General features: G+C 62.4%; 14 protein-coding genes. 8 read left to right on the forward strand and 6 right to left on the reverse strand.

What is annotated here, in order from left to right:
• Positions 1-25: 25 nt before the first annotated feature.
• The 3 genes from CVS28_RS03315 to CVS28_RS03325 are packed head-to-tail and all read left to right on the forward strand — an operon-like array spanning position 26 to position 4,851.
• A complete protein-coding gene (locus CVS28_RS03315; protein WP_103464272.1) occupies positions 26-1,099 on the forward strand; it encodes an AAA family ATPase in 1,074 nt (357 codons plus the stop codon).
• A gap of 9 nt (positions 1,100-1,108) precedes the next feature.
• A complete protein-coding gene (locus CVS28_RS03320; protein ID WP_103480624.1) occupies positions 1,109-2,443 on the forward strand; it encodes a DUF58 domain-containing protein in 1,335 nt (444 codons plus the stop codon).
• Complete coding sequence (locus CVS28_RS03325; RefSeq protein WP_103464270.1) at positions 2,440-4,851, forward strand: transglutaminase TgpA family protein; 2,412 nt, start codon at positions 2,440-2,442, stop codon at positions 4,849-4,851. Before CVS28_RS03320 ends, CVS28_RS03325 begins: the two co-directional genes overlap by 4 nt.
• Before the next feature lie 90 nt (positions 4,852-4,941).
• On the opposite strand, the gene CVS28_RS03330 is transcribed toward CVS28_RS03325, so the two are convergent.
• Positions 4,942-6,438 carry an NAD-dependent succinate-semialdehyde dehydrogenase gene (locus CVS28_RS03330; protein ID WP_103480625.1) on the reverse strand — a complete coding sequence of 499 codons (1,497 nt, stop codon included), beginning with the start codon at positions 6,436-6,438 and terminating at the stop codon, positions 4,942-4,944.
• A gap of 327 nt (positions 6,439-6,765) precedes the next feature.
• Entirely contained in the window at positions 6,766-7,623 is an 858-nt protein-coding gene (gene rsmI / locus CVS28_RS03335; RefSeq protein WP_103480687.1) for a 16S rRNA (cytidine(1402)-2'-O)-methyltransferase, read from the reverse strand.
• 148 nt (positions 7,624-7,771) lie between these two features.
• On the opposite strand from rsmI, the gene CVS28_RS03340 reads away from it, so the two are divergent.
• Positions 7,772-9,517 (forward strand): dolichyl-phosphate-mannose--protein mannosyltransferase, encoded by a 1,746-nt coding sequence (locus CVS28_RS03340; RefSeq protein WP_103480626.1) that lies wholly within the window; start codon positions 7,772-7,774, stop codon positions 9,515-9,517.
• A 23-nt stretch (positions 9,518-9,540) separates the two neighbouring features.
• Here CVS28_RS03340 and CVS28_RS03345 read toward each other — a convergent pair whose 3' ends face one another.
• The 3 genes from CVS28_RS03345 to CVS28_RS03355 form a co-directional block, all read right to left on the reverse strand.
• On the reverse strand, positions 9,541-10,671 hold the full coding sequence (locus CVS28_RS03345) for a TIGR01906 family membrane protein (protein ID WP_243399667.1): 1,131 nt from the start codon (positions 10,669-10,671) through the stop codon (positions 9,541-9,543).
• Positions 10,672-10,746: 75 nt separating this feature from the next.
• Complete coding sequence (locus tag CVS28_RS03350) at positions 10,747-11,640, reverse strand: SGNH/GDSL hydrolase family protein (RefSeq protein ID WP_103480627.1); 894 nt, start codon at positions 11,638-11,640, stop codon at positions 10,747-10,749.
• Between the two features lie 78 nt (positions 11,641-11,718).
• Complete coding sequence (locus CVS28_RS03355) at positions 11,719-12,711, reverse strand: stage II sporulation protein M (RefSeq protein ID WP_207797153.1); 993 nt, start codon at positions 12,709-12,711, stop codon at positions 11,719-11,721.
• A 78-nt stretch (positions 12,712-12,789) separates the two neighbouring features.
• Here CVS28_RS03355 and CVS28_RS03360 point away from each other — a divergent pair, with 78 nt between their 5' ends.
• Complete coding sequence (locus tag CVS28_RS03360; protein WP_103464265.1) at positions 12,790-13,602, forward strand: RDD family protein; 813 nt, start codon at positions 12,790-12,792, stop codon at positions 13,600-13,602.
• Between the two features lie 57 nt (positions 13,603-13,659).
• On the opposite strand, the gene CVS28_RS03365 is transcribed toward CVS28_RS03360, so the two are convergent.
• Complete coding sequence (locus CVS28_RS03365) at positions 13,660-13,854, reverse strand: helix-turn-helix domain-containing protein (protein ID WP_103480628.1); 195 nt, start codon at positions 13,852-13,854, stop codon at positions 13,660-13,662.
• A gap of 989 nt (positions 13,855-14,843) precedes the next feature.
• Here CVS28_RS03365 and CVS28_RS03370 point away from each other — a divergent pair.
• The 3 genes from CVS28_RS03370 to CVS28_RS03380 all read left to right on the forward strand — a co-directional run bounded on the left by CVS28_RS03370 (position 14,844) and on the right by CVS28_RS03380 (position 16,580).
• Positions 14,844-15,044: a Flp family type IVb pilin gene (locus CVS28_RS03370; protein ID WP_103464263.1), complete on the forward strand. Its 201-nt coding sequence runs from the start codon at positions 14,844-14,846 to the stop codon at positions 15,042-15,044.
• A 115-nt stretch (positions 15,045-15,159) separates the two neighbouring features.
• On the forward strand, positions 15,160-15,567 hold the full coding sequence (locus CVS28_RS03375) for a TadE/TadG family type IV pilus assembly protein (RefSeq protein ID WP_103480629.1): 408 nt from the start codon (positions 15,160-15,162) through the stop codon (positions 15,565-15,567).
• Positions 15,555-16,580, forward strand: a complete 1,026-nt coding sequence (locus CVS28_RS03380) for a pilus assembly protein TadG-related protein (RefSeq protein WP_103480630.1) — start codon at positions 15,555-15,557, stop codon at positions 16,578-16,580. The genes CVS28_RS03375 and CVS28_RS03380 overlap by 13 nt, the downstream gene beginning before the upstream one ends.
• The last annotated feature ends 8 nt before the right edge of the window (positions 16,581-16,588 follow it).

The raw sequence follows: 16,588 nt of genomic DNA on the forward strand, positions 1-16,588 counted from the left end.
TGGATGAAAGTTTGAGAGGCGGAGCATGAACGCACAGGAGACTTTCACGGCGGCCTCGCCGGCACCGGCACCAGTGAGTCAGCCGCCGGCTTCACCGTTCCGCGCGCCACGTTCCGTGGACAGCGAGCACTTTGCCCAGCTGAGCCAGAGCATCATGGCAGTCATGAACACGGTTATTGACGGCAAGGAAGAAGCCGTGAAGCTGGCGTTGACAGTCATGCTGGCCGGCGGGCACCTGCTTCTGGAGGACGTGCCCGGGGTGGGCAAAACCCTGCTGGCCAAGGCGCTGGCCCGCACCGTTGACTGCTCGGTGAACAGGATTCAGTTCACCCCTGACCTGCTTCCCAGCGACATCACAGGCGTCTCCATTTTCAACCAGTCCACCCAGGCTTTTGAGTTCCGTCCCGGCGCCATTTTTGCCAATCTGGTGATTGGGGACGAGATTAACAGGGCCTCGGCCAAAACACAGTCGGCGCTGCTGGAATCCATGGCGGAGCACCAGGTCAGCGTCGACGGCACCAGCTACACCCTGGAAGAGCCCTTCATGGTGATTGCCACCCAGAATCCCATCGAAATGGAAGGCACCTACCCTCTGCCCGAGGCGCAACGGGACCGTTTCATGGCCCGCATCTCCATGGGCTATCCAGATACTGGCGCGGAGCTGGCCATGCTGGAAACCCACCAGTCGGTCAACCCCTTGGATTCGGTGCAGCCCGTGGCCTCGGCCCAGCAGGTGGCCGCGATGATCGAACTGGTCACGGAAGTTCACGTCTCGGCCGCCGTGAAGGCGTACACAGTGAATATTGGGCAGGCCACCCGGGCACATCCGGATCTGCGTCTGGGTGCCAGCCCGCGAGCGCTGCTGCAGCTTTTGCGCGCTGCCAAGGCTGCCTCCGCCCTTGCCGGGCGCGGCTTTGTGCTCCCGGACGACATTCACCATCTTGCCCACCACGTGCTGGCCCACAGATTGATCGTTGAGCGAAGGGCTGCCAGTCAGGGCGTCACTGCCGCCACCGTCATAGCCGAGGTACTGGCGAGCATTCCCGTCCCCGGCGGAATGCCTGACGGGCGTGCCGCAAAGGACGCCCGGAACCGCTAGGAGTCCACAGTGTTTGCGCTACGTCCCTTGCGGCCCCGCGGCTGGTTGTTGGTCATTTTTGGTGTCCTGGCCCTGCTGCTGGCCGCATATTTTGGCCGGCGTGACCTGTTGATGGTGGCAGTGTTTTGTTTCCTGCTGCCGGTGGCTGCTTGCTTGGGGATTTATGCGCTCCGGCCCGGGGTGAGCGTCCAGCGCCACATCTCCCCGTCCCTTTCCCAGGTGGGCCTGGCCGTCAACGTGACTTTGGAGGTGCGTGGCAGCAATCCCGGCGGGTCGCGGATCCGTCTGGTGGAGACGCTGCCGCCTGGCTTTAACGGTGCACGGCCTTTTAGCTTTCCCCAGCCCGTGGTGCCGCACGGGCGGTTGAGCCGCTACCACTATGAACTGCACCCACGCCACCGCGGGGTATTTACCCTTGGCCCGCTGAAGGGGCACTTCACCGACCCCTTTGATGTGGCTTTTGCCCAAAGGGCCCTCGACGCCGGGGATTTACTGACGGTTGCCCCGGCGGCCGTGGAGCTGCCGGCAATTTCGCTGGGCGATTCACGCGGCAACGACGGCTCCCAGGCGAGCCGGTCACCGGCCCACGCCAGCCACGACGACGCCATGGCCCGCGAATACCGCCACGGAGATCCGCTGCGCCGGGTTCACTGGCCGGTCACAGCCAGGGCAGGCAAACTCATGGTGCGTGCCGAAGAGTCGGTCACCACCCCCGAGGCTGCCTTGATCTTGGACCAGCGCCCGGGTGCGTTTGGCCCGGAGCTGGCGGCAAACCCCGGCGAGGCTGATTCGTCGGGATCCTTGCGGACCACGGCGCTGTTTGAAACGGCCGTGGTGGCGGCCGTCTCCGTCGCCAGCCACTTGTTGGAGCGCGGGTACACCCTGCGCATCCTTGACCAGTTGGGCCAGCCTGCCTTCAGTTCCTCCCCGTCCGCAGCAAATCCGGAACAGGAGGACTTTGCCGGGCCAACGGCTGCCCTTGAGGTTTCAGCCGCCTTGGCCGCCGTCGAGTTGGCCGGGGTTCACACCGTCACCGTGCCCCACCGCGAACCCTTCGCCGAGTCCTTGGCCCATAAATTACAGCAGTCGCGGCGCCGCGGCCCCCTCGTTGCCATCACGGGCACCCTCAGCGCCCAGGAAGCGCTGCTGCTGGCGGGCACGTCCGAGCAATCGGCGGGCGCCTATGCCCTGGTGCTGTGCCATGACACTGCCGACGCCGGCGAAGCCTTGGAGATCCTGCGCCGCGCAGGCTGGCAGGCCGCCGCCCTGACACGCCACTCCCCCGTGGAGGATGCCTGGGCCCAACTGGAATCAGAGACCCTGCACTTGGGCGGTGGGCGATGAGCAAGCTGCTCAGTGGCAGGGCAACACCTGAGCCCGGGCACGACGTCGGACGGGGCATTCCCAGCGAACCGGCACCCAAGCTCCTGGGCAGGCCCCAAACGGGGCCGGCGCGCTGGGTTCTGGCCGCATCTGTTTTTGCCGCTGTCATGGGCACCTCGCTGAGCCTGCGCGGCCTGGTGGTGGATTTTAGCTGGTTCCCGCCGGCCACCCTCGTGGTTGCCTGCACGCTGCTCTTTCCCGCACTGCTGCGCCGGCGCCTGCCGCTGAGTCCCTTTGCACCCGTGGGGGCGTTGCTGGGTTGGCTCCTGGGCCTGACCCTGGTGTTCTTTCCCGGGACTGCCTTGTTGGGGTTTGTGCCCACCCCTGCCACGGTGGGGGCCGCCTTGGAACTGGCCTCCCGCGCATCGACCTTGATCATGACGAACAACGCACCGGTTCCGTCGGCTCCCGCCATCTTCTTTCTGATCTGCGCGGGGCTGGGTTTTGCGGCGCTGCTCATCGACACTATTGCCATCACCGTGGCCATGCCAGCGGCCAGTGCCCTGGGGCTGGTGCTGATCATGTTGCCGGCAGCGCTGACCACCAAGGCAGGAGTTGGCACCGTCGGCTTCATGGCCGCCGGTGCTGGTTACCTGTTGGTCCTGGGCTGCTGCAACTGGTATGCCCCCGAAGGGAAAATCCGATCCGCCAGCATGGTGCAGCCAACCGGGATCCTGTCCCGGGCCATGGCGTTGGGTGCTGCCGTGGTTTTGCTGACGGCCCTGCTGCCAGCTGCCATCCCGGGCTTCACGCAGGGCTCGTTCCCGCAAGGCTCACGACTCAACGGCCCCTCGGGTGTATCCGAACTTGATCCGATGATCTCCCTCGGAGCGAATCTGCGCCAGCAGTCCAATGAAGTGGCCCTGACGTATTTGTCCAACTCCACCAGTGCCCACTACATGCGGCTGAGCACCTTGGAGGACTTCACCGGCAAGATCTGGCAACCCGCCAGTTTTGACAACAGCCTCGATCCCGGGCTTGGCCAGCTGAGCCCGGCACCCGCCGCAGGAGCTTCGGTGCCATCGCTCGATACGCTGACTGTCATCTCCACCCCCAACCTTGCCAGCGAGTGGCTGCCGGCCCCGCTCTCCGTAACGGATGTGTCTGGCCTCGACGGCAGTTGGCTGTGGGATCCGGAACGTCAAACCATCAGAAGCAGCACCTCCAGCACAGCCGGCCAGCAATACACGGTGCGCAGCAAAATGCCACGGTTGAGCCGGGCAGTGCTGTCCACCGCGTCTGCCGCGTCCGGGGCTGAACTGGACCCCGTTTTTTCTGCCCTGCCAGCCAACGTGCCACCAATTGTTGGTACAACAGCCCGCGAGGTGGCAGGAGATCAGCAGTCCCCCTACGCCCAGGCCGTGGCGCTGCAGGACTATTTACGTTCGGGCGCCTTCACCTACAGCCTGGACACACCCGTGCAGGACGGTTACGACGGTTCCGGCATGGACGTCCTGGCCAAATTCTTGGACGTCAAGAGCGGATACTGCATACACTTCTCGGCAGCCATGGCCGTCATGGCCCGTGAGCTGGGCATCCCCTCACGCATAGCCGTGGGCTACGCTCCGGGCGCTTCCACCTCCGCGCGGGCCGAGCTGGACGGGCAGACCTTGAACGGTTTCCAGGCCACGGGACGGGACGCGCACGCGTGGCCTGAACTGTACTTCCAGGGTCTGGGGTGGGTTCCCTTTGAGCCAACCCCCGCACGCGGTTCGGTGCCTGACTATACCCAGGACGACACCGCCGCGGCTCCTCAAGCCAGCGCCGAACCCACAGTTGCTGCCTCGGCCACCCCAACATCCACTCCAAGTGCCACCGCCACTGCTGCTGCCGTGGCTGCCGGCGGGGCGTCCTCGACCACCAACCGGTGGCCATTGGTGTCGGGTGTTTCTGCGGCACTCCTGCTGTTGCTGGCCACGCCTGCGCTGGCCCGCATGGTGGTTCGACGCCGCCGCCTGGGCCAGGTGCGCGGCTCACCTCGCTGGGGGTCTGGCTTGGGAGGCTCCGGGTTGGCTGATACGGGTTTGGCCGGCACGGCGGACGCACTTGTGGCGTGGCGTGAACTGGTGGCGACGGCCGTGGACTATGGCTACGACTACGACCCTGCCCTGACCCCTGCCCGCCATGCCGAAAAGATCTCCCGGATGCTGGGGCGCAGCGACCCGGGCGGACTGGCCCTGGTGTTGAGTTCCTACGAACAGGCCGCCTACGGCAAGGCGGAGAGCGGCAAGAACAGCAATGGTGCGCCGGGAAATGACGAGCTGGCCGACGCCCTGGAAACCCTGCTGGCCCGTCTGAAAACCACAGCAACGCCGTGGCAGCGGTTCCGCGCAACGTTCCTGCCGCCGTCGTTCTTAACCCGCCCCTAGCCTCACATGCCAACTGACCCGCAGAAAACGCCGAAAAACACGTCAAAATCGTGAATATTCGCCGTTTTCTGCGGGTCAGTTGGAAAAACGTTAGGCGTTGTTCGGGTTCGGGAAGCCGATGTACTGGGTGTACTGGTACTCGGCGATGCCTTCGATGCTTCCTTCACGGCCCATGCCGGACTGCTTCACGCCACCAAAGGGGGCAGCCGCGTTGGAGATGACTCCGGCGTTCAGGCCCATCATGCCCGTCTCGATGCGATTGGCCATGCGCAGGCCGCGGTTGTGGTCCTTGGTGAAGACGTAGGCCACCAGGCCATACTCGGTGTCGTTGGCCAGGGCCACGGCTTCGTCCTCATTCTTGAACGTGACGATGGGTGCCACCGGGCCAAAGATTTCCTCGCTGAGGATGCGTGAGCCAGGCTCAACACCCTGCAGCACCGTTGGCTGGTAGAAGTAGCCGGGGCCTTCGGCGTGGGCGCCGCCGGTGATGGCGCGGGCGCCGTCGGCCAGGGCATCGGTCACCAGGGAGTGGACCTTGTCGCGGCTCTTACCGTCGATCAACGGGCCCAGCTTGGTTGCCGGATCGGTGCCGCGGCCTGTTGTCATGGCGCCCATTTTGGCAGCAAACTTGGTGGCAAATTCGTCGGCAACGGATTCGTGCACCAGGAAGCGGTTCGCAGCGGTGCAGGCCTCACCCATGTTGCGCAGCTTGGCGGCCATGGCACCGTCAACGGCTGCATCGATGTCAGCATCCTCGAAGACCAGGAACGGGGCGTTGCCACCCAGTTCCATGGAGGTGCGCAGCACGTTGGTGGAAGCATCAGCCAGCAGGCGGCGGCCCACGGGTGTGGAGCCGGTGAAGGAAAGCTTGCGCAGTCGGGTGTCCTGGATCAGCGGGCCAGTAACCTGGCCGGCGGTGGTGGTGGAAACCACGTTCAGCACGCCCGCCGGCAGGCCGGCCTCGATCATGACCTGTGCGAACAAGTGGCTGGTGAGAGGAGTCAGATTTGCCGGCTTGAGCACCATGGTGCAGCCTGCCGCGATGGCCGGGGCAATCTTGCGGGTTGCCATGGCCAGCGGGAAATTCCAGGGCGTGATCAACAGGCAGGGGCCAACCGGCTTCTTCTGCACCAGGATCTGGGCGGTACCTTCGGGGTTGGTTGAGTACCGGCCAAAGGAGCGGACGGCTTCTTCGGAGAACCAGCGCAGGAATTCCGCACCGTAGGCCACTTCGCCACGGGCTTCAGCCAACGGCTTGCCCATTTCCAGTGTCATGAGCAGCGCAAAGTCCTCGGCGCGGGCCGTGACCATGTCGAAGGCGCGGCGCAGGATCTCGGCACGAACACGCGGTGCCGTGGCGGCCCATTCTTCCTGGACGGCGACGGCGGCGTCCAGGGCTGCGGCACCGTCTTCGGCTCCGGCGTCGGCAATCTCAAGCAGCACGTTTCCGGTGGAGGGGTCCTCAACGCTGAAAGTCTTCCCCGAGGCTGCACTGCGCCATTGACCATTGATCAGCAGTCCTGTGGGAACACTTGCCAGCAAAGCACTTTCGCGCTCAGTAAGTTCGGTGGCAGCTGTCACGGTCATGATGACTCCTTAGTTGCTTGGACGACGTTATCGAAGGCCGATTTATCGTGTGCTAATGCATGACTGCTGACTCATGGCCGGGGCGGAATTACTCCGAACCGGCTGGGCCATGCAGCAGTCCAATGTGCTTTAGTTCACGGTAGTTCTCAGCCAATAAAAGTGTCTACGCATGTACGCACTACCAACAGCGACTTCGCTGTGCATTTGTACAACAGCGGGTCCAAGCCGGATTGGGAGCCCTGAAATTATGCGCAAAACCCGCAGTGAGTTCAGCGCATAAGTTGCTATGCGCAGGACTCACCACGGGTTCAACGCATATGTTCAGTTTCAGCCGCGGGCGGCGAGCACCGCGCTGTACAGTTCACGCTTGCTGACGTGGACGTCGTGCGCAATGACAGCAACGGCTTCCTTCATGCGCATGCCCTGGGACATGAGCTCATTGACTGCCGCAACATGGTCCTCGAGGGTGCCGGTAGCCTTGTCCGGGGCACCGGCCACCACAATGGCAATCTCGCCGCGGATCTGAGTGGTCTCAGCCCACTCCAACAGCCCGGACAGTGGTTTGCGGACAACTTCTTCGTACGTCTTGGTCAGCTCGCGGCACACGGCGCCGGCCCGGGCGGGGCCAAACGCAGTGTGCAGGGCACGCAGCATGGCTTCGAGGCGGTGCGGTGCTTCAAAGAACACCATGGTGCGCTTTTCGACGGCAAGATCGTGCAGGCGGCTGGCGCGTTCACCGGATTTGCGCGGCAGGAAGCCCTCAAAGCAGAACCTGTCAGTGGGCAGCCCCGACAACGCCAAGGCCGTCAACACGGCTGAGGGACCCGGCGCGGCCGTGACCTTCACGCCGGCCTCAACGGCTGCGGCCACCAGGCGGAAGCCGGGGTCGGAGACGGAGGGCATGCCGGCGTCGGTCACCATGAGCAGGACCTTGCCGCTCTGGACCTGGGTCAACAGTTCGGCAGTCTTGGTGGCCTCATTGTGCTCGTGGTAGCTGATGATCTGGCCACCCACTTTGACGTTGAGGCTGGTGACCAGGCGGTGCAGGCGGCGGGTGTCCTCGGCCGCCACAATGTCGGCAGCCCCCAACCAGGCGATCAGGCGGGCGGAGGCGTCGCCCATGTTTCCAATGGGCGTTGCAGCCAAAATGATGTAGCCCTCCCCCTCACGAACAGGAGGCGCCATGGACGAGTCAAGGGCTTCCTCGGCCAAGGGAGCGCCGTCATCATCAATATCTGCGCCAAGTTCATCTGCGGTGCCGGCGTTTTGGCCAAAGTCATCTTCCATGACACCAGCGTAGTGCGCCACAGCATCAGCGGCCCACTTGGGTAGCATGGGCAGGGTGCAATCCCAAGCAATGGATACCGCCCCGGCGGCCCCGGACAACCCTGCCCACGATGAGCCGCCCGCGCCGAAATCCGGCGACGGCGGGCCAACGGCCGAGCCTGCCAAGGCCTCCGTTGCCGACCCCGCCAAGGGGTGGGTGCGTGATCCGGCACGGGCGTTCACGCAATCAAGTTTGCGGGCCAGGCTTCTCGGAGCACGCCGGCCAACCTCCCCGGTCAATGTGCGCCTCTGGTTTTGGCTGGCACCGGCCCTGACGGCCGTGATTGGCGGGTTGCTGCGGTTCATCCGCCTGGGCCAGCCGCCGTCGTTGGTCTTTGATGAGACCTACTACATCAAGGACGCCTACAGCTATTTGCAAAGCGGCTACGAACGCAATTGGGCGGAGAAGGCCAATGACCTCTTCAACCAGGGCATTTTCACCAGCTTGGAGAGCACGGCCGAGTATGTGGTTCACCCGCCGGTAGGCAAGTGGATGATCGCGTTCGGCATGTGGATCTTTGGATCAGACAGCACGTTTGGCTGGCGGTTTACGGCGGCGCTGGTGGGCACCCTTTCGGTGTTCCTGCTCGCCTTGATCGCCCAAAAAATGTTCCAGTCCACCATTCTGGGTGCCATCGCCGGGCTCCTGTTTGCCGTTGACGGCCACGCCATTGTGCAGTCGCGGACCTCGTTGCTGGATATTTTTGTCATGTTCTTTGCCCTGCTGGCCTTTGGCGCAGTGCTCATGGACAGGGATGATGGACGACGCCGGCTCGCGGCTAAGCTCGCAGCCCTCGCCGGCGCTGATGGCCGGGTTCCGGCCAAGGAATTGCTGTACGGTCCCTGGCTGGGGATCCGCTGGTGGCGTTTGGCTGCGGGCATTGCACTGGGCCTGTGCATCGGCACCAAGTGGTCCGGGCTGTTCTTCCTGGCCGCTTTTGGCCTGATGAGCGTCATCTGGGACTTGAACGCCCGCCGCATTGCCGGCATCAAGTATTGGGTCCTTGGTTCCGTGTGGAAGGACGGGATCGTGGCGTTCGTCAGCATGGTTCCGGTGGCCGCCGTGACGTACCTGGCCACCTGGACCGGCTGGCTCCTGTCCAGGGACGCGTACGACAGGAATTGGGGGGCGGAGAACCCCTCCGGCACGTGGGGCTGGATCCCGGATTCCCTCCGATCGCTGTGGCATTACCACTCCACGGCCTACAACTTTCATACGGGCTTGGGCTCGGACCACCCGTACAAATCCAACGCGTGGTCCTGGCTGGTCATGGGCCGGCCCACTTCCTTCTACGTCCAGAACTACGAGGCAGGCCAAGGCGGCTGTGCCGCGGAGAAGTGCACGGCGGCCATCACCAGTGTGGGCAACCCGCTCATCTGGTGGGGCGGGACGCTGGCCATCTTGTTCCTGATTGGCTACTGGATCGCCAAGCGCGACTGGCGTGCCGGCGCCATCCTGGCCGGTTTTGCCGCAGGGTTCCTGCCGTGGATTTTCTACCCCACCCGCACCATCTTCTTCTTCTACGCGATCGCCTACGAGCCCTTCATCATCCTGGCCATTGTGCTGGTTCTGGGCCTGATCCTGGGCAAGGTGGGCGATCCGCCGTGGCGCCGCCAGCAAGGCGCCGTGATCGTGGGCATCTTCCTGGTCTTGGTTGTGGCCGTCAGCGCGTACTTCTACCCGCTCTGGGCCGGGGAAATCATCTCCCAGGAATATTGGCGCCAACACATGTGGCTGCCCAGCTGGATCTAGGCAGCCACTAAGCAGAAATGCCGTTAGGCGGTGCGGCGCCCGGGCCGCTGTGCCGCGACCGTTGCCTGGCGGCGGTCCTTGGTGGGCCAGGTGAAGGCCAGCGTCAGGGAGGACACAATCAGCACAAACGCGCCGATGAAGATCCCGGAATCGGTCCAGAACTGGCTGGGGAAGAGCCTAATCAGGGTGTCGTTGGTGTAGAACGTCCATGTACCGTCGGCAAAGAAGATCTTGTGGAACTCGGTGAAGAACTTCTCCCAGCCTGTGACGGCAAAGATTCCCAGCCCCACAATGAGCGCCAGCGTGGCAATGGAACCGGCGAACAGGGCCCGGCGGATCCCGCCGAAGCTCTTCTTCGACAGGTACATCATGCCGATCACCATGACTATGGCCAGGACCAGCCCCACCAGGAACGCCATGACGATGACGTCCTTGACGTCGGCCATGTGGCCGACCTCCCGGGCCAGGAACAGCGGATCACCGTCGGGGGTGACCAAATCGCCCAAGTATCTGGGCGGGGCTAAATTGAGCAGGTAATCCACGGTGTAGGACCCGTAGGTGAGCCGGTCCTCGGTGCTGAAACCAAAGGAATCAGCGGGAAAGCCCGGGCGGTGGTATTCAATCCACAGGAACACGGAGGTGGTCACCAGGCGGATGGAGAGCACCAAAAGAACAATGGGGTACAAGGCGGCAATCAGCACCTGGAACACGCGGGTCAGGACGGGTTTGGTGTTGGCTGCCTTCTCCCGGGCGGCCTGGCGTTTGGCCACTTCTTCTGCGGGAGGGCGCAGCTGGATCATGGTGGTGGGACTGTCCTCAACGAACACGCCGGAGTCATCCCGAGCGGGCTCGTTGGCGTCACTGGCAGGAGCGGCGTTGTCCAGTTCAGCGGCGATCTCCTCGTCGCTGGGCAGCTGGGGGAACCTGCTGGCGGGACGCATGGGTTCGCTGTCCTCACCGGCGGCGCTGGCTTCGAGCTTGATCTTGGTGGCGGAAGATCCCGTGCTGGCCAGGCGGCGGGCGGCTGCCCGCTCAGAAACAGCACCCTTTCCCACCGCGACGGCGTCCCGGTGCGGGTCCGCCGTTTTCCGTATCGGGGGCTGGCCCACAGCAGGGCTCTTGACTGAGTCTGGGTGCTCTGGATTCTCGCTCACAAGACGAAAGACTACCGGCACCCCGGCGTGGGCCATGGCTGCCACCCCGGTCGATGCCAAACTGTCACCGGATATTCAACGGGGATCTTGCTCGGGCGGGACGATGTTGCCGAACAGGGGCGCCGCCAGGGGTCGCTTGGGTTCAAAGCCCAAACTGGGAGACTGGCGCTTGATGCCACGCAGCACCCAGGGCACCAAGTAGTCCCGCGCCCACACAATGTCCTCTGCCCGGGCTTCGCGCCAGCTCTTCGCCGGAAGTGGTTTTGGTGAGAGTGGAAGCAGTGAATGCTCCACATTCAAGGTGTCCAGCACCATGATGGCCACGGCGTGATGTCCGACGGCGGAGGGATGCAGCCGGTCCCTGCTCCACATGCGAATGTCGTGGAGCTCCGTCATGGCCCACAAGTCAGCTACGACGGCGTCATGCCGGTCTGCGATGCTGCGCAAGTTCTCGTTGTAGATGGCCATTTTGGTGCGAAACTGGCCCAGCACAGTTGACCTGCCCGAATCCGGACCCACAAACAGCACCACGCCAATGCCCTGGCCGCGCAGGACCTCCACCGCGGATTCCATGATGCTTGCGAGTTTGTCCGGATCGGCGCCCGGGTGCAGGAGGTCGTTGCCGCCGGCCTGAAGGGAGACCAGATCCGGGCCCAGCCGAACGGCCTGGCCAAGTTGGGTTTCCACCACTTGATGCAGCAGCTGCCCCCGAACCGCCAGATTGGCGTAGGCAAAGTCGGGCACCCCTACACTGAGCTCCTCGGCCACTCGATCCGCCCACCCCCGGTAGCCGAGGGCGCTGCTCGGCTCAGGATCATCAATGCCCTCGGTAAACGAGTCGCCCAAGGCAACGAACCGCCGCCACGGATGGCGACCCCCCACAGGGGATGGCACCGCAGCATGGGTAGGACCGTGAAGCGGCAGGGCGTGCGGCAGTCCGTCCAGCCGGTTGCCACGTTGCAGGTCCATACCCCCATAGTGCACCCATGTCCGTGAATTGGCACGGAGCGATTTGGCACGCGGCAAGTCTGTTGCGAAGCGGAAGTCTCAGACTGAGCGGACGGAGGCTCCGGCGTCGTCCTCGGAAAGGTCACCGTACTCCCCCGCCAGCACCGCCTTGCGGCCCAGGATCAGGGTGTAGACCCAGTAGGCTGCGAGCACCAGCGCGCCGATGCTGATCTTGGCCCAGACGGGCAGCGGGCTCGGGGTGACAAATGCTTCGACCAGCCCCGAGACAAAAAGCACCAGCACCAGGCCCACGGCCACCGTGATGAGGGAACGGCCTTCCCTGGCCAGCGAGTCCAGGCGAGTGCGCGGGCCCGGGCTGACCCAGGACCAGAAGATGCGCAGGCCGGCGGCGGCAGCGATGAAAATGGCGGACAGTTCCATGAGCCCGTGCGGGAGGATGTAGCTGAAAAAGACGTCACCGCGGTCGTACGCGAACATGACGCCCGCCGTCATGCCCACGTTTTGGGCGTTCATGAAGATTTGGTACGGGATGAAGATGCCCGTGACGCCGAAGGCCACGCATTGGGCAGCGATCCAGGCGTTGTTGGTCCAGACGGCGCCGGCAAAGGACGCTGCCGGGTTCTCCGAGTAGTAGTTCACAAAATCGTGGTTCACCAGCTGCTGCAGCTGGGCATCACTGCCCATGGCCGCCAACACGCCGGGGTTCCCCGCCGTCCATATGGCAAACAGGGACCCAACTGCTACGAAGACCGCGCCAATGATGACCGTCAGCCAGCGCAGGCGGTAGAACGCTGCGGGCAGGGACACCACAAAGAATTGGGCGGTGTCCACAAAAATGTTGGATTTGGCGCCCGTGAAGCGTGTGCGGGCCTGGGCCAAAATGGCTGACAATTGTGCTGACAGCGCGCTCTCCGCCGTGACCGAGCGGATGAGCGACAGCTGGGCGGACACGCTTTGGTACAGCTCCAGCAGTTCGTCGGCCTCTGCCCCGCCCAGGCGCCGTTTCCGGGCAAGGGACTTCAACCGCTCCCATTGCGGGCGGTGCACGGCTGTAAAGGCATCCATGTCCATGGTGCCCAAGCATATAGGGATTGGTGGGCGCATTGAGGCTTAGGCTGCTCTCTGGTGCGGGGTGGCTAGACTGTTTTCATGTCCGCGATCATCACCGGCGAAGCCGTTGTCCTTGAGCTGCGCCCCGCATCGTTTGCCGCCCGCTCGCTGGGCACTGCCATCGATGTCCTGGCCACGCTGGTTGTTGCCGTGGGCCTGTTCCTGCTGCTCGGAGCCCTGCCGTTCACCCTCGATTCGGCCGCCGCCCGGGCCACGATCCTGCTGACGATCGTCACGCTGTTTGTGATTGTCCCCATCACTGTGGAGACACTGAGCCGCGGCAAATCGCTGGGGAAGCTCGTCATGGGCCTGCGCGTAGTGCGCGACGACGGCGGCTCCATCCGCTTTCGGCAAGCCTTGATCCGCGGGATCCTTGCCGTGCTGGAAATCTATATGACGCTGGGTTCCGTGGCTTGCCTGGTTTCCTTGTTCAACGACAAGTCCAAGCGCTTGGGCGACATGCTCGCCGGCACCTATGCCATCAGGGACCGTGCCCCGGAGCACAAGCCGTTGCAGGTTTCTGTGGCCCCGGCCTTGGCCCAGTGGGCTGCCGTGGCGGACATTGGCCGGCTGCCGGACCCGTTAGCCCGGCGGATATCGCTCTTCCTGCGCCAGGGCAGCGCCATGGCGGCCGATTCACGCTTTTCCTTAGCCGTGGAACTTGCCAGCGAGGCCAGCCACCATGTGGCGCCGCTGCCGGCACCGGGCACACCCCCGGATATTTTCCTGGCCACCCTGATTGCCGAGCGAAGGGACCGCGAGTTCGAACGCATGAGTGCCGCAGCGCAGCGGGCCGAACAGGTTCGTGGGCGGCTGCAACGGTATGGGGCGGGCGGCAAGCAGGCTGATTGAGCAGTCTGATTGAGCACAGGCTTGCGCTGTGGTGCTGCTTAGTCCGTCGGCGCTTGGCTAGTCCTGGATCGCTGAGCGCTCAATATAGACGTCAAGCGCTTCCTGCGGCACTCTATACAAACGGCCAAAGCGGACGGCCTCAATCTCATGGGTCTGCACCAATCGGTACACAGTCATCTTTGAGACACGCAGCTGTTGGGCCACTTCAAGGATAGTGAGGTAGTTCGATGAAGCTGGTTGGGAGGTTGACATCAAATTCAACCTTTCAGTCTCGGTAGTGCATGTGTGTGGGTGGCTGCTTGGTCACCGCGAGGCTCCTTGTCCCTATAACCTCCAACGCTGCTCAAGTGCAGAATAGTTCCCAAGTCAGCATGGGTGCAACAATTATTTTTATCTATTGCCCGCTTGAGAACCATATGTATTTATCATTGCATAAATCTTGAGCAAAAATTAAGGATATATTCCTTGCGTCTCTGAACATTCTCAACCTAAGCCAGAACTGGCACGGCATTACCCGAAATTATGACTGGCATTACCCTAATAATTCCACGGGCGCCCTTGGAGAGTGTCGCCATTCTGGCCACCATTCTGCGACCATGGCCTCGCGCTGAGGGCTCTTATTGGTCGCATCCGTCGAGCCTGCCGCCCTCGGTGGCCGGCGCGATCCTGACCAGGTTTGATCTGCGGATGGCCGGACAGGCCGTCACATCCATGACTTATCTAGATTTGACATATTTTCTTCGCGTGGATGGGGCCTGGGCGGCCTCAAACACGCGGCTCTACTTGGTTTGGTACTTGTAATGCCCCTCCATGGGACTGATGGTATTAGGCACGCTCCTTGGGTTTGCTGGTTTTTCAGTGACTTGTGATGCTCTTGTGATGGCCGCATTGGCGGGGCGAAATGGCTCAGGTCGCTCGGACCACCCGAGTTTGCAGGGGCTGCAGTGACCGTCGCACCTGGTTCACGGCTAGGACGCGTCGCCTTACCCACTTTGTTCCCAGAGTCAGCGAAACTGAGTAGTCAGCCAAGTAGTTCCTGCCATAAAACCGAGTGGTTAATTGCCACACCTAGATAAAGCGAGTGTTGACCAACCATTGGATAACTCTGTATTCATTAGGTATCGAACTTCCAAGACCGCCTAACTGGGGGGCAGCGGAAATGTCGACATGTACTTATTGACAAGTACACGGTTTGGGATAATTCAATAAGAATCCTTTTTAACTATTTCTAGGAGTACGTCATGTTGAAGTTCTACGTTACCTTGCAGACCCTTTTCATCGCCGGCGCCGACCGCCTCAAGGGCGACAACGAGAAGGGCGCCACCGCCGTTGAGTACGGCATCATGGTGGCCCTGATCGCAGCAGTCATCGTCGGGATCGTCGCAACTCTGGGCACAGAGATCAGGACTGCCTTCACGACCGTCGTCAACGCACTGCCGTAATTTCACTTCACCTCCTGCCCGGCAGGATCCTGTGTGGCGGCCTTGGTCTCGACCAGGGCCGCCGCGCACCATCAAATTGCACAATCATTGTTGACTACCCATGGGGGAACGTCGCATGAAAAACCAAGTTAGCGAGCGCGGCGCAGCAGCCGTCGAAGCGGCGTTCATTTTGCCCGTTCTGTTGCTATTGGTCATCGGCATTATGGAATTTGGCTTCCTGTTCAACCAGCAGATCTCTGCCACCAATGCTGCAAGAGAAGGGGCCCGCAACGCAGCTATCCACTACGCAGACGCCGGTTTTCCTGGCAGCGTGAACACAGCTGCCGTTGCTTCGGCCCCAACACTTTCAATTGCGGGAACGCCAACCATTTCTTACAGCTCAGGATCCGCCTGCGGAGCCAACGTCCGAGTAACCGTTACAGTGCACGTTGCACCAGGGCCGGCCCGTGGCTGGCTGATCGGGTTCTTCCCCTTTGACGCACCACCAATTTCCGGAGTAGGTGTCATGCAATGCGGCGGATAATCAATAATCTCAAGGGTTCCCCCACACAAAGTGAGTGCGGAGCAACGGCCGTCATAACAGCCATCCTCATGGTGGTCCTTTTGGCCTTTGCGGCCATTGCCATCGACGTTGGAATGCTATATGCCTCGCGTGCACAACTTCAAAATGGCGCCGATGCTGCGTCTCTGGCAATCGCCAACAAATGTGCCAAGGGAACCTGTGTGCAGGCCGAGAATGAAGTCACCGCAGCAGATTTTGCAAAATTCAACTCCAACGACCAGCTTGCCGAGTTCAAGAGTGTCACCCGGCCCACGAGCAACAGCGTCAACGTTGTGGTCAGCAAGGACGCTGCCAATGGGAACCCTGTTCAACTGGCCTTTGCCAATATCTTCGGTACAAGCGAGGCCGACGTCAGCGCCTCCGCCACAGCAAGTTGGGGTCCGCCAGAATCCGGAACCTCTGTGCCTTGGACCTTCGGCAAGTGCGTTTTTGACAAGAGCCTGACAGCCACGCAAAAAGCAGAGCTCGCGGACACCGGCAATTTCACGGGCGATCCAAGCGGTGCACACGTACTGCTTCGTTCCGACACCAACGCTGTCTATACGCCCGAATGCCCCACCAGCGCTTACCCCACCGGTGGCTTTGGATGGCTTGACCTGGAAGGCGGCAAGTGTGAGGCCACCGTCGATGTTGGCACAGGGCAGGCCGGCAGTAAACCAGGAAACAGCATAGACAATCTATGCAAGCCGCAACTGGACGGCATGTTGGCCAAGCCAATCCTGATTCCCATCTTCTCCTCGTCCACTGACAAGGGCGGCCAACACGCGGAGTACACCATCTATGGATTCGCTGCCTTCCAGGTAACCGGGTGGAAATTCAATCCGGAAAACCATCCGGATTCTTTGGCACCGGCTTGCACTGGCAACTGCAGGGGCTTCATGGGCTACTTCACACGATTTGTTTCACTCGATGAAGGGCTGTCACTGGGAACTGGACCGAACCTGGGCGGATCGATAGTCCGTCTTACCAACTAGATATAAGG

The organism is Arthrobacter glacialis (genome assembly GCF_002909415.1).
In the GTDB taxonomy this organism is placed as follows: Bacteria; Actinomycetota; Actinomycetes; order Actinomycetales; family Micrococcaceae; genus Specibacter; species Specibacter glacialis.

Excerpts from the sequence above, each read along its gene's own strand:
- CVS28_RS03315 (WP_103464272.1), top strand. The coding sequence starts at position 26 with ATGAACGCACAGGAGACTTTCACGGCGGCCTCGCCGGCACCGGCACCA.
- CVS28_RS03325 (WP_103464270.1), top strand. The coding sequence starts at position 2,440 with ATGAGCAAGCTGCTCAGTGGCAGGGCAACACCTGAGCCCGGGCACGAC.
- CVS28_RS03330 (WP_103480625.1), bottom strand. The coding sequence starts at position 6,438 with ATGACCGTGACAGCTGCCACCGAACTTACTGAGCGCGAAAGTGCTTTG.
- rsmI (WP_103480687.1), bottom strand. The coding sequence starts at position 7,623 with ATGGCGCCTCCTGTTCGTGAGGGGGAGGGCTACATCATTTTGGCTGCA.
- CVS28_RS03340 (WP_103480626.1), top strand. The coding sequence starts at position 7,772 with ATGGGCAGGGTGCAATCCCAAGCAATGGATACCGCCCCGGCGGCCCCG.
- CVS28_RS03350 (WP_103480627.1), bottom strand. The coding sequence starts at position 11,640 with ATGGACCTGCAACGTGGCAACCGGCTGGACGGACTGCCGCACGCCCTG.
- CVS28_RS03355 (WP_207797153.1), bottom strand. The coding sequence starts at position 12,711 with ATGGACATGGATGCCTTTACAGCCGTGCACCGCCCGCAATGGGAGCGG.
- CVS28_RS03360 (WP_103464265.1), top strand. The coding sequence starts at position 12,790 with ATGTCCGCGATCATCACCGGCGAAGCCGTTGTCCTTGAGCTGCGCCCC.
- CVS28_RS03365 (WP_103480628.1), bottom strand. The coding sequence starts at position 13,854 with ATGTCAACCTCCCAACCAGCTTCATCGAACTACCTCACTATCCTTGAA.
- CVS28_RS03370 (WP_103464263.1), top strand. The coding sequence starts at position 14,844 with ATGTTGAAGTTCTACGTTACCTTGCAGACCCTTTTCATCGCCGGCGCC.
- CVS28_RS03375 (WP_103480629.1), top strand. The coding sequence starts at position 15,160 with ATGAAAAACCAAGTTAGCGAGCGCGGCGCAGCAGCCGTCGAAGCGGCG.
- CVS28_RS03380 (WP_103480630.1), top strand. The coding sequence starts at position 15,555 with ATGCGGCGGATAATCAATAATCTCAAGGGTTCCCCCACACAAAGTGAG.